General features: G+C 42.8%; 16 protein-coding genes. 15 read left to right on the top strand and 1 reads right to left on the bottom strand.

Features of this window, described 5'->3' with window-relative positions:
• Positions 1-67: 67 nt before the first annotated feature.
• From BM358_RS26695 to BM358_RS02625, 15 genes are all read left to right on the top strand, one after another.
• Positions 68-298, top strand: a complete 231-nt coding sequence (locus tag BM358_RS26695; RefSeq protein WP_231517264.1) for a hypothetical protein — start codon at positions 68-70, stop codon at positions 296-298.
• Between the two features lie 988 nt (positions 299-1,286).
• Positions 1,287-1,559, top strand: a complete 273-nt coding sequence (locus BM358_RS02690) for a hypothetical protein (protein ID WP_028542847.1) — start codon at positions 1,287-1,289, stop codon at positions 1,557-1,559.
• 325 nt (positions 1,560-1,884) lie between these two features.
• Positions 1,885-2,403, top strand: coding sequence for a hypothetical protein (locus BM358_RS02685; RefSeq protein WP_028542846.1), 519 nt, complete (start codon positions 1,885-1,887; stop codon positions 2,401-2,403).
• A gap of 506 nt (positions 2,404-2,909) precedes the next feature.
• Positions 2,910-4,046: a polysaccharide deacetylase family protein gene (locus BM358_RS02680; protein WP_028542845.1), complete on the top strand. Its 1,137-nt coding sequence runs from the start codon at positions 2,910-2,912 to the stop codon at positions 4,044-4,046.
• Positions 4,047-4,251: 205 nt separating this feature from the next.
• Positions 4,252-4,677, top strand: a complete 426-nt coding sequence (locus BM358_RS02675) for a phage holin family protein (RefSeq protein ID WP_028542844.1) — start codon at positions 4,252-4,254, stop codon at positions 4,675-4,677.
• Between the two features lie 80 nt (positions 4,678-4,757).
• On the top strand, positions 4,758-5,045 hold the full coding sequence (locus BM358_RS02670) for a Dabb family protein (protein ID WP_013309679.1): 288 nt from the start codon (positions 4,758-4,760) through the stop codon (positions 5,043-5,045).
• A gap of 24 nt (positions 5,046-5,069) precedes the next feature.
• The gene (locus tag BM358_RS02665) at positions 5,070-5,510 is read left to right on the top strand and encodes a DUF86 domain-containing protein (RefSeq protein ID WP_023987986.1); all 441 of its coding nucleotides are present in this window, start codon (positions 5,070-5,072) and stop codon (positions 5,508-5,510) included.
• Between the two features lie 8 nt (positions 5,511-5,518).
• Complete coding sequence (locus BM358_RS02660) at positions 5,519-6,166, top strand: helix-turn-helix transcriptional regulator (RefSeq protein WP_028542843.1); 648 nt, start codon at positions 5,519-5,521, stop codon at positions 6,164-6,166.
• Positions 6,167-6,262: 96 nt separating this feature from the next.
• The gene (locus BM358_RS02655; protein WP_028542842.1) at positions 6,263-6,586 is read left to right on the top strand and encodes a YtxH domain-containing protein; all 324 of its coding nucleotides are present in this window, start codon (positions 6,263-6,265) and stop codon (positions 6,584-6,586) included.
• Between the two features lie 208 nt (positions 6,587-6,794).
• Positions 6,795-7,604, top strand: a complete 810-nt coding sequence (gene racE / locus BM358_RS02650) for a glutamate racemase (RefSeq protein ID WP_023987989.1) — start codon at positions 6,795-6,797, stop codon at positions 7,602-7,604.
• A 120-nt stretch (positions 7,605-7,724) separates the two neighbouring features.
• On the top strand, positions 7,725-8,945 hold the full coding sequence (locus BM358_RS02645) for a M14 family metallopeptidase (RefSeq protein ID WP_028542841.1): 1,221 nt from the start codon (positions 7,725-7,727) through the stop codon (positions 8,943-8,945).
• A 135-nt stretch (positions 8,946-9,080) separates the two neighbouring features.
• The gene (locus BM358_RS02640; protein WP_023987991.1) at positions 9,081-9,347 is read left to right on the top strand and encodes a hypothetical protein; all 267 of its coding nucleotides are present in this window, start codon (positions 9,081-9,083) and stop codon (positions 9,345-9,347) included.
• A gap of 261 nt (positions 9,348-9,608) precedes the next feature.
• Positions 9,609-9,911: an iron-sulfur cluster assembly accessory protein gene (locus tag BM358_RS02635; RefSeq protein WP_013309686.1), complete on the top strand. Its 303-nt coding sequence runs from the start codon at positions 9,609-9,611 to the stop codon at positions 9,909-9,911.
• A 23-nt stretch (positions 9,912-9,934) separates the two neighbouring features.
• Positions 9,935-10,156, top strand: a complete 222-nt coding sequence (locus BM358_RS02630; protein WP_007429791.1) for a YuzB family protein — start codon at positions 9,935-9,937, stop codon at positions 10,154-10,156.
• A gap of 94 nt (positions 10,157-10,250) precedes the next feature.
• Entirely contained in the window at positions 10,251-10,520 is a 270-nt protein-coding gene (locus BM358_RS02625; protein ID WP_023987992.1) for a hypothetical protein, read from the top strand.
• Between the two features lie 173 nt (positions 10,521-10,693).
• Here BM358_RS02625 and BM358_RS02620 read toward each other — a convergent pair whose 3' ends face one another.
• The gene (locus BM358_RS02620; RefSeq protein WP_028542840.1) at positions 10,694-12,676 is read right to left on the bottom strand and encodes an LTA synthase family protein; all 1,983 of its coding nucleotides are present in this window, start codon (positions 12,674-12,676) and stop codon (positions 10,694-10,696) included.
• Between the last annotated feature and the right edge of the window lie 98 nt (positions 12,677-12,774).

The following is a 12,774-nucleotide window of genomic DNA, read 5'->3' as shown; positions in this document are numbered from 1 at the left end:
ACTACCTTTAATAGAAAAAAATGTCAAAATAGAAGTATCCTATCATCCAGGTATTGCAGAGTACTATATGGGGGATTTGGATAGTACTGACGAGTATAAGCAAACTGTTGCTGACTCTATATTTATTGAACAAGAAGGCTTTATCATTAAAAAAGATGGAAGGGTTTTTGAAAATGATGGAAGGACTATTAATACTCAATTTTCCAATTCAAATGAATTACTTGATAAGTACCATATTAAACTGATAAGCTGGGACTCTACCCCACCAATCAAGGATAATTTTCCTGAAGCCAAATAATGAGGAAGATGAAAAATTCCTTTTTTCGAGAAGGGGCTTTATTAGACCACAAACGAGACTAATCCTCGCTTGTTTAGCAATAACCAGTTTTCAACGCGTGTATATTATGTCATTATCAAAGCTGCAAAGGACGACTATACGAGTAACTTAAAACTAAATTATAAAGCACTTGAAATTCCTTGTGGTGATTTCAAGTGCTTTTTTTCGTCCCAGTATAATTCTATAAATCTAGTAACATAACTATGATATTTGGCGAGATATAACTTCTTCACTGGAGAAGTTATCCAATCCATTTCATTACTCGGGTGAGCTATGGGACAGCACCACAGAACTTCAATATTTGCGAGCCATGTACTAAAATCACTAAATTTATTATATTTTTTCTTGAAACATTACTGGTAAAATCTACTCGATTAATCCGGTGATACTAATACAAGACTCAAATCAACTCTCGTAAAGACTAATGGATATTGTTTTACTATATGGTTTTATATTGTAATTTTTATTATTTTTATAAATAGTTTTTGGATAAGTTGGTGGCATAGTAGTTGCTTTATATTGTTAATAGCAGAATTGAATTGTACAGTTTGATTTTATTCAGGGAGAAAGAGTGGATATGAATATCGTATTGACTTAATCAATCCTTTTCAGAGGAACAGTCGGGAACAATTGCATTTGAAAAATGTGTCAACCGGTGGAGGTAGCGATGGCTGGGATTGGAGATTTTAAAACCGACAAAAGTACCGAATCAATATGAGTTGTCTAACATTGGATGAAAATAACAACGGTAGGTAGGGTATGGATGCTAGAGTTTTTTTTAATGATGTAGAGGCTGGAAATGCACAAGTATTGAAGTAGAATTTTGAATTATTTAACCACATAGGGAGTCTTTATAAACCTAAATTTGGAAGTAGTGACCAAAATGCGGTTACAATTATTTCATGAGGAATTACAACAGCCAATCAATAAAGAGTATGAGGGTGTCATCATGAGTAAATATATTTGTGCAGTCTGTGGTTATAATGAGTTGAATTATCCTCAATGGGATAAACATGGTTTTCCAACTCACGAAATATGTAATTGTTGTGGATTTGAGTCTGGATTTGATGATGATGCAAAGGACATTCCAGAGTCAATCGAAGAATATAGGATTAGGTGGCTAAGTGAGGGGGCTAACTGGTTTAGCTCATCAAAGACCAAACCTTTGAATTGGAACTTGGCAATACAGCTAAAAAGAATCAATGTGGATATTTCTAAATAGTATTATTTGACCTAGAACCCACTGTAGTTTACGGTCTTGAGACGAGTAAATCCTCTCAAGGTCTTACTTTACTCCTACCCAGTGTCGAATGAATTGGGCGGCTAAGTCCAAACGAACTTAACCCTCATTGCTCCCGTATAATATTCCTCTAATATGCCTGTACACAATTACCAGATAGTTTCGTGTTGTGGTCTTTTTTATTAAAACTTCATGACTGATAATAAATCTATGATCCTGATCAATATGTTCCAATGCATTTTTAATACATTGACCCGAAGACACGTAGAACCACATTGGATTACTATTATTTCGAATGAATAGGATGATGGATTTGAAAATAAATTTTAAACAGCCTTATGGTGTGATTAAGCATAATATGTCAACAGAGAACATTGCTGACTTGATAAGCTTATTTATTGAAAATGATTCAATTGTATTATTTTCCTTTTACGAAAGGAATATGGATTTATTTGATGTGAATACACAGGAATTCATCTTAGAGAGGTGTGTTTTTGTGAATTCTGAGTGGGTATTGCCATGGGGGGAATCTATACCTCATTGGGATGAACCGAATCAGACACCGCCGAAAATAATGTGGTTTTCGGCGGTGAAAAAAGAAGAAATTATTAAAGCAATTGAAATTGATAATTTATTTAGATGTATTGTCATTAAGAAGGGTTCAGATTTTAAACAACATTTCAATGTTTTATTCCATCAGGAATATTATTCGTCTATTGATGAGGAAGACTACGAATATTATTTAGGATTTACAAATAAGGATTTGTTTCTTGCTAATTATCTGGATGAAGTTAAAAAGAGGTTCGAGGTATCATTAATAGAATAGGCAAATGGAAAGATCTTGGGGGCGGCAATCCTCAAGGTCTTTCTTTACATCAACACCTAGTATTAAGTAAATGGGTTGAATGATACTCCTTTTGACAATCCCATAGTCTATTAGAAACCCAAAATCTTCAGATACCACTGTATCTTGCTCCAAGTACCTTACCTCCATTTTTTTTCGGTAGTTTCTAATTCCATTAAAAGAATCTACTACCCACTTGTACTTCTAAACTGATTTATTCACAACTTTGTAACCTTCTCTGGTAGGGGGGTTGCGAGATTGTTTTCAAATTGTTTTACTATATTTACCTACTATAGTCTGGTAATCTATTAATATATATAGGGGGAACGAAAAGACGTCCGGTTCAGTCGGTTCATATGCGTTTATGTTCTATATGTTGAGTGAATGTCTATATTGCCATGTCTATATCGTCATGTCTGTATAACTTCATAGACAAGCTAGAGATAGCTCCCGCACATTATAAAATACAGCACAGGATGGTGTAATGAATGAAGCTTTTAAAAGTAAAATGGATGGCTGTATGCTTGATGGCAATCTGTTGTTTGGGTTTGCTAGGTATACATACGAATACAGCGAGTGCACAAGCGAAGGCTCCTTTGCTGGGGGTCAATGATGTGTTGCTAGATTCGAATACCATTCAGCCCGTAATGAAAAATGATAAGTTGTATGTTCCTATCGTTACATTAGGGCAAAAGATGGGGATTTCTACTTCGGCCAACGGCAACACATTGGTACTGACTGGACATAATCGCAGCTTTACGCTGGATTTGAACAAGGGGGATGTGTTCGAGCGTGGAGATCGTACAATGGTGCCAATTCGCACTTTGACCGATGCGTTCGGCTTCACTATTACGCTTCCAACAAGTAATCTATATCGAATTCAGAACGCAAATGCTAGTTTGTCTGATGCTCAGTTTTTGAATACATTCGCAACAGAAATTAAACAGTATGCAGCTGTCAAACCGGGCAAAGCCAGCAATTCAGGCAACAAGGGAACTGCCTCATCATCCAGCCGTACGATTTATTTGAGCTTCGATGATGGTCCTACGGCGCATACGTCGCAGCTGCTGGATATTTTAGATAAATATAATGCGAAGGCTACTTTCTTCATGCTGGGACCTGAAATTCGTCAACATAGCGCAGTGATGAAAAGAATGGTAGAGGCGGGTCATGGTTTGGGCCTGCATGGGATGACGCATCAGGTGAAGAAAATCTATGCATCCCCGGCAGCAGCATTGGCAGAGATGAATCAGGATAATGAAATTTTATTTAAGGCTACAGGAAAACGCACTTCTTTGATTCGTACACCTTATGGCAGCAAACCATATTTGAAGAAAGCATACCGCGATCAACTGACAGGTGCAGGCTATCATATTTGGGACTGGAATATCGATTCCAATGATTGGCGTTATACTAAAAATCCAGAGCATTTTGTACAGACTGTCCTAAGTGATATTAGAAGATTGAAAAAGCAAGGCAGAACACCAGTCGTTCTTATGCATGATAAGCCATCTACGATCAAGGTTCTTCCACAAATCATGGCCGCTTTGCAGAAAGAAGGATATTCGTTCGAGCCGTTGAATGATAACCTGACTCCGCTTAATTTTTGGAATGATCATCGTTAATTGAATAGCATGAAAGAAAAGGCACCTTTTCAACCATTTATAGTGGTTGAAAAGGTGTCTTTTTGTTGTATTCGCTCGGAATTGTGAAGTTTGCAGCATGCTTTATATGAATCTATGAATTCATGTCTATGCACAGGTCATATGACTTTACGGGTTACCACGTCGCTGCATATATTACAGTAACCGCCCCGAGAGGAGGAGAGGTATGAATATTAATCCGAATATGTTTAGTATGATTTGCGCTACCGCAGGAGCCCTTATTACGTTTGCCTTTGGCGGCTGGAATCAGCTAATGGTGCTATTCACGGTTGCAATGGCTGTTGATTATGTGACTGGAGTCGCCGCAGCAATTAAGACTGGGCAAGGTTTAAGCAGTAAAGCCGGCTTTTGGGGGCTGGCGAGAAAGGCTTTAATGCTAATGGTGATTTCTTTGGCGCATCACGTGGATCTCCTGATGGGTACCGAAATCATGAAAGGGGCAGCGACGTATTTTTATTTATCCAATGAATTAATCTCTATTACGGAAAACTGTTCACGAATGGGGCTGCCGCTTCCACCGAAGCTCAAGAATTTTTTTGCCCTATTAAAGGACAAGGAGTCTGATGGTAAAAATGGCGGAAAAGATCGCTAGAATTACAAAGTTTCTTTCCGTATGTGGGGCGTTATGATAAAATTTTCAAGAGAACATTTTAAGATAAGGAGCCTATACGCATGATTAAACATATTGTTTTGTTCAAATTGAAAGACCGCTCCCCCGAAAGCATTGAGCACACAGCATCCATCTTGCGCAGCATGAACGGCAAAATCAAAGAGCTGCTGTCACTCGAAGTAGGTACGGATGTGATTCGTTCGGAACGTTCTTATGATATTTCCCTTACCGCAGTTGTCGAAACACTGGAGGATTTGCAAACGTATCAGGTACACCCTGTCCATCAGGAAATTATTGTACACATGAATGAAGTAAAGGATGTATCTATCGCAGTTGATTATGAAATCTAAAGCGATTACTGGAGGTGCAGGACCTTGTATTATGTCAACCGGGAACAAATTGAGCTTCGACTAGGGGCTGTTCCCGACATTGTCGCCGGACTTCGCCAGACTTCTGCTGCCTGGAACGGCGATCTGTTGCAGGGGCTAGTGCAGGAGCGCTGTCTTCATCTGGCAATTGAGACGGTAACGGACGTAGGAAGCTATATCATCGACGGATTTATTATGCGTGACGCTAGTAGCTATGAGGATATTATCGGTATCATTCATGAGGAAGGTGTACTGGATGATACCGTATTTCATTCGCTAGTAGAGCTGGTAGGCTTACGTAAACCCCTAGTACAGGAGTACTTCCATTGGGACCGGACAAGCCTTCACCCGCTTACACCAAAGCTGCCTGGGTTGCTGGAGCTTTTTGCATCTAACGTGCATGATTATTTAAATAAGGAATTGGGTCCCCAGCCCGAGGGAGTGTAAAGGCAAAAGTGACGGATAAGTATATCGTACCCGAAATGCCCACTAGGCGCATGATCATGACATTATTGAAAACCCAGGGACCTGTGGGCGTCGGAAGCTTGGCAGCTCAATTGGGCATTACCGAAATGGGAGTGCGCAGGCATCTCAAATTGATGGAGCAGGATGGTCTGATCGTGGCTACGATCGTGAGACAGGCGATGGGACGCCCGACGTTTTTATACAGTCTGAGCGAGCAGGGAAGCGAGCAGTTTCCTCGTAATTATGATCATCTGTTACTGGAACTGTTAGAGGAGCTGGATGAAGAACAGGGAATGGAAGCTGTTTACTCGCTGTTTGATGGTAGAAAACGTAAAATGATGAAGCGCTACGCCCCTCACATGGAGGGGAAGACTACACTGGCCTCACGTGTGGAAAAGCTTTCGGGCATCCAGAATGCTTCCGGATATATGGCAGAGTGGCACGAGGAAGAGGATGGTAGCTACTCTATTGTGGAATACAATTGTCCTATCTCTCAAATTGCAGGCCGTTACCGCAAGGCTTGTGAATGCGAGCAGCAAATGTTTGAGGAGCTGCTTGATGCCGAGGTTGTTCGTGAGGATTGTTTGGCGGATGGGGGCCGTTGCTGCCTGTATCGTATCCGCTCTAAAAAAAAGTAAAACTTTTCAGGCTTGTTTCCTGTATCATGACAAGCTCCCCATGCTTATAATGCACTAACAGATGGGCATTCGCCCGGGCACAAGGGAGAGATGATGATGAAGGAGAACTGCAAAAGTTTTATCCGAGGCGCGTTGGCAGGCAGCATTGTTGGTTCGGTTGCTGCTTTGTTATTTGCCCCTAAGTCAGGTCGTGAGCTGCGTCAGAATATTACAGATCAGGCGCGCAACGTAAGTGATAAGGGACAGGAGCTAGCGGTGAGAATTTCAGACACCTCAATTGAGTATACTGACAAAATTAAGGAAACAGCCTCAGCCGTCATTCATGAAATCGGGCAATGGCGTAAAAAGAGTGAAATGATTCCTGAGGTTAGTATTTCATCAGCGACTGTTCAAGAAGATACGGAAAAAGATGCTCTGTAACGGTCTGTAAAACGTAGGTGAAACACTGAATACGGTTTGAATTCGTGGCTTCTCCCGTTGGGGTGGAGCCTTTTTATTGATCACTTCCTTGTTTTAGGGTAATCTTTTGGGGTACCTTTTACATTAATACAACATAAGGTATGTAGCAACGGATAGCTTTCCGAGATGAAACAACTCATATTTGAACAAAAAAGGAAGCGGTGTGTACGTGCAGCAAGCGATTGCAATATTGGATTCCGGTGTAGGAGGTTTGACGGTTGTAAAAGAAGTCATGCGTCAGCTTCCACGGGAAAAAATCATTTATTTTGGAGACACTGCGCGCACTCCGTATGGCCCCCGACCATCGGAAGAGGTTAAAAAATTTACAGAGCAAATGGTTGATTTTCTGATTCAATTTGATCCGAAAGTCATTATTATTGCTTGTAACACGGCTACTGCCGCGGCATTGGACTATATAAGCCAAAAGGTATCCATTCCGGTGATCGGAGTCATTCACCCTGGGGCTCGTGCTGCGATTAGCGCGACGGCTACCGGGCATGTCGGGGTGATTGGGACTGTCGGTACGATTCGAAGCGGAGCGTATACAGCTGCGCTCAAGCAATTGTCTCCTTATGTAGACGTGGTGAGCCATGCTTGTCCTGCGCTTGTTCCATTGGTGGAACAAGGGTTATTCCGCTCCAAGACGACATCGCAGGTTGTGGAGGAGACATTAAGACCTATTCAAACGTATCCGATTGATTGTCTGATTCTTGGTTGTACGCATTATCCTTTTTTGAAGGAAACGATTCAAGAAGTCATGGGGCCTGCAGTAAAGCTCATTAGCTCGGCAGATGAAACGGCGCGTGAGACGAGTACCATTTTGTATAACAAAGGCAAGTTGGAAGCTGGGGACGAAACGCCGGTACATCAGCTTTTTTGTTCCGGCGATCCTGAATTGTTCCAGCGCATTGCCGCACAGTGGCTCGGGGAGCAAATTCGCCAAACGCCTGTCGTCTGGCAAGTCACCAATTTGGATTAACGAGACAGCCGACTTTTTTTGTCATTGGACAAAAGAAGTCGGTTGTTTTGCTTTTCGCTACATCAAGACACGCCGCGTCTGCATAACATGCAGTAAGGCAGATGGAAGGGGCGTAGTAAGATGAGGGAATATATCGTTCAAAAAGGAGATACATTGCACCGGGTCGCCTCGGCTTTTAAAATATCGGCGGATACTTTGATCGTAGATAATCCGTGGGCCGCCACGCAACCCTATCTGATTAGTGGTCAAGTGTTATATATTCGTCCGTCTACGGATCGTAAATACGTTATTCAGCCTGGTGAGTATGCAAGACAGATTGCCAAGCAGTTTGGTGTGGAGCTTGATGAGTTACGGCTAGCCAATCCAGGACTTGCGGAGCATGATTTTACGGAAGGAAAAACTATTGTTATTCCTGAAGACCATCAGGATCAGATTGTACGATTACGTGGAGAGTATGGATATGAAGATTTAAAGGAAGACCTAGCGGCCTTGGCCCTCAGATATCCGTTTATTGAAGTTGGCAGCATTGGCACCAGTGTCATGGGGAAGGATATTCCTTATGTACGTATTGGGCAGGGAACCCGTAAAATTCATGCCAATGCTTCTGTTCATGCTAATGAATGGCTGACGACGCCTTGTTTGCTGCGTTTTATAGAGCAATATGCACAAGGGATCGATGGGACTGAAGAACATATAGGGACCTCTCAATGGGTGTATGGAGGTTCTCCGCAGGATTTGCTGGAGCATACATCCCTATGGGTGGTTCCGATGGTCAACCCGGATGGGGTAGAGCTGGTGCAACAAGGTGTACTCCCAACTCATCCGTTGTATCATGATCTCAAAAAGTGGAATGAAGGACGTGCTGATTATCGCGGTTGGAAGGCCAATATTCGTGGTGTCGACCTCAACGATCAATTTCCGGCATATTGGGAAGAAGAGGTACGCAGACGCGGTAAAATAGGTCCGTCTCGACGAGACTATGCAGGACCTGCACCTTTGTCTGAACCAGAGTCCAAGGCGCTTGCCGATCTGACGGAGCGCGAACAGTTCGACATGGTGTTATCCATACACAGTCAGGGACAGGAGATCTATTGGAATTATCGGGATCTAGAGCCTAAGGAGAGCCGAGATTGGGCCTTACGGCTAGCTGCCACAACAGGGTACCGGGCGGTAAAGCTGGGTGGGAGCGATGCAGGGTACAAGGATTGGTTTATACAGCGATTTGGTAAACCAGGGTTTACCGTTGAAGTCGGTCTAGGTGTAAATCCGCTGCCCATGCGTGATTACGATGATATTGCAGCAGAAGTGGGCATGTTAATGGCAACAGTGCTGTCATGGTGAAAAATTCGGCCTACTGAAACGTATCGAATCATTTGCACGTATTAGGAGGAACACGTTTTTTATAAGTGTTCCTCTTTACATGTCCCTTCAATGGGGTATATATACTTAGGAGCATTGGAAATGGAGTGAACAACTATGAAGTGGAAAAGATTACTATCTCTCCGTCAATGGTCACATGTATTTCGTCGTATGCCCCGATTTATTACTTCATCAAGGATTCCGCTGGGAGAAAAGTTACTCTTTGCGGTGCCTGTATTGCTCTATTGGGTATTACCTGATGTCATGCCATTTATGCCCATCGACGATATTGGTGTGACGCTATTGCTTATGAATTGGTTTGTCACCCGTGCCGAACGAAAATATCCAGATGTGCTTGAAAAGCAGCATGTACGTGTTCGGTAGATAAGCTTATGAATTTCGTGATTGCGATTTTTCACGATTTTCTTTACAATAGGAATATTGCCTTTTGCTATGCTGAATATAATTGTGATCTATTGGCTCATGATGATGTTTCAGACGCAGCTATGCTGCCATAGTACCTCTTTCCCTCTGGGATAGAGGCTAATTATTTGAGTTGTTGATTTTACCCGCTAGGTTGTGTGGTGTGGATAGGTATCCAATGAACCACATTTCATTTAATGAATATGAAGGAGATGAAGTTTGATGAACTGCAAAATTACTCGTAACGCAGCTAAAGTATTGAAACTTGAACTGGATAAGGAAGAGAACCAAGGGAAGAGCCTGCGCGTTGTTATTACTCATGCTCATGGAGATCATGCTCATTACGGGCTGGATTTGGACACGCCTAAAGAAACAGATACTGTCGTATCTACAGATAAAGGCATTGACGTAATTTTGGAAAACGGCCAGCCGCTGCTGGATGGTGTAAAAATTGATTACTTGTACTTCCCCGAAGAAGGATTTGTCATTACTAACCCTTCCCAAGGTAATCACGGCGACCACTAAGCCGGAGCTCGGAGGGATGACAGATGGCCAATGATATTCGCGTATGTGATGAATGCAATCATATCCGCTTGAAAACGATCTTGCCCAAGTTGCAAAAGATGGCACCGGATGCCGAGATCAAAATCGGTTGCAAATCGTATTGCGGTCCTTGTGGGAAACGGGCGTTTGTGTATGTGAACGGACGTTATGTGAGTGCGGCCACAGAGGATGAAGTATTGGAGAAGGCTGCGCGCTTTATCAAATAGTTCCAGTACGCAGCATTCGCAATTTTTGAATAGTTCTCCTTCTTCTGATCCATGCTAATGGATGTAGACCACTGCCCAGAAGGAGGAGTGACTCATGGCCCAATATGATTCTAATCTCGACAATCACAGTGTTGAAGCTCAAACACAAAACTCGGTGGACAGGCTACACAATGCCGTCTCTCAGGCATTGTCACATCCGGCTGAGCAACTGATTGAACAGGCGGAGCAATCTCGCACTCATGCGGAACATGCCATACAGCAGGCAAAGGATAGCCTTGGTGACGACTCAGTAGAAGTTGCAGAGGACATGCTTGGTGAAGAGGTACAACGGCTTGAACAAGCTAAAAAAACGTTGCGTTCCTAGCGCAGTCGAGTGACAATCCATATAAAAAAGCACGATCCACAGCACTTACAAGCTGATGGATCGTGCTTTTTTGTTATATACAGGGTGGGTATGCGATCGGCATCCTTAAAAGAGTTCGGGGAGGATGCTATGTTAGCAACCTCCCACAGAAAGTCTATTAGATAAAGAAGGAGTTACTTCTTTGTTTGTGGTTCCCATTCGCGAATAAGATCGTATGTGATAACCTGATCGGATATGTTCAACCGATTGAGAGCTTCGGTATAGCCCGGTCCGCAGGCGTTAACATCTGTAGGCTGGCCTGTACTCAGGTTGTAACAGGTCCCTTTGGAGAATGTACCGTCCTCAGATGGAATGTAGTACACTCGTCCATCGGTGAAAGCACCAGTACGCAGTACAACCATACGAGGCTTCCCGCTAAACAGATCGTTTCCCATAAAATGATATGGTTTTGTAGAAATCCCAAGTAGGTGCATTACGGAAGGCGTCAGATCCAACTGACCTGCCGGTTCCGTATACGTGCCCGCCTGACTTCCGTCAGGAAGATGCACAAGCAATGGCACTTGATTCATGATTTTCTGCATGTCCAGATCCGTAAGTGGCTTGCCTAAAAACTTCTCATACAGTGCTTTGTCTTTAATAGAATTGTCATGATCCCCATAAAACATCAGGATCGTATCATCCCACAGTCCGTCTTTCTTCATCTGATCTACCAATTCGCCCAGTGCTTCATCTACATAATGGACAGATTTCAGATAGTCTCCGAACATGGTACCTTCAAACTCGCCAACGTCCAAATCTACCGCGTCAGGTGACAGGTTGTACGGATGATGGCTGGAGATACCGACCATATAGGCGTAGAACGGCTGCTTAACTTCGGTGGTGAGATCATTGAGCGTTTGACGGAAAAAGGATTTATCTCCTAGGGACCAACCGAGTGGCTCATCTATTTTAAAATCTTTTTTACTGTAGAACTTGTCATAGTTCATTGCCTTATACATGGTGTAACGGTTCCAGAAGCTGCTATCGTACACGTGAAACGCATTGGGACTATACCCAGTATCCTTCAAAATGGAAGGTAACGTATCGAATTTATGGTCCGCATAACGGATAAATACCGAGCCAGTAGGGAGCGGATGCAGCGAAGCATGTGTAGAGAAGTCCGCGTCCGAAGTACGACCCTGCGCAGTCTGGTGAAAATAATTGTTGAAATACATGCTTTCCTTCGTCAGTTTGTCAAAATTAGGCGTAATCGCTTGACCGTTGATCTGTTTGCCGATAAAAAAGTTCATGAACGCTTCAGCTTGTATGACCATCACGTTTTTGCCCTTATACTTGCCAGATAGATCATTTTTAACCTGAAGCAACTTTTGGTGCTGATTAAACCATTCCTTATCCTTATCAGATTCCGCTTGAGCCAATGTTGGCTGGGGACCAAGGTGATCTTGACCATAACGGTAGATGTCATATCCATGAAATCCGATCAATCCGGTTACGTTGTACAAGGCCATTGACCACCAGTTGCCGACAAATATGCCAGTTGCCCATGTGGAGGTATAATATTTGATCGGCCCAAATGTCAATACATAGCCAATCAGGAAGGCCAATGCCCCTTTGGAGAAGCGAAGCAGGAACCTCCTTGTGAACGAGCTTCGGGATGCTTCTAAATAAGTATCATTCGTTGTAAGTCGACGTCGTAACGAAGCCACAAATATGACATACGGAATGAATAGAATCCAGTCTGCAAAAAAGAAAATGTCCCACCAGTACATAAGGGATGCGATACTCCCGCCCAGAGAATCAACTTGTCCGGCTTGAAGCAAGACGGGAATCGTAATGAAATCCTGGAAATAACGATAATAAACCATGTCGGAATAAATGAGCGCGGTGAGTAAAACATCGAGCACCACAAGAGCAATCAAACGTCCGCGACGTGGTAGCCATAAGGTCCAGAAGCTCACAAGTAAAAGAGAACCAATAGCGATGACATAATCCAGCGGATTCATGTCAATATTTTGGGCATGCAAGTTATAGTGAATCAGTACGAGCTTGCCGATCATAAGTACAAAAAACAGACCTAATCCAAAATATCGAGACAGCAGCACTCTGCTGAACGTGTTACCAGTGCGACTTGCACTGGACGTGCGAATAACCAACACTTTACCCCCTCCGGCAGAAATGTTCGGCTAGTATAAACTACATATTAACGTAATGTTAAAACCGAAATGCCTTTAATTATTATAGCGCTCATCTCGCG

The organism is Paenibacillus sp. cl130 (genome assembly GCF_900116035.1).
GTDB classification, from domain to species: Bacteria; Bacillota; Bacilli; order Paenibacillales; family Paenibacillaceae; genus Paenibacillus; species Paenibacillus polymyxa_B.
Note: the sequence above shows the minus strand (reverse complement) of the source record. Positions and strands in the feature narration are given on the sequence as shown.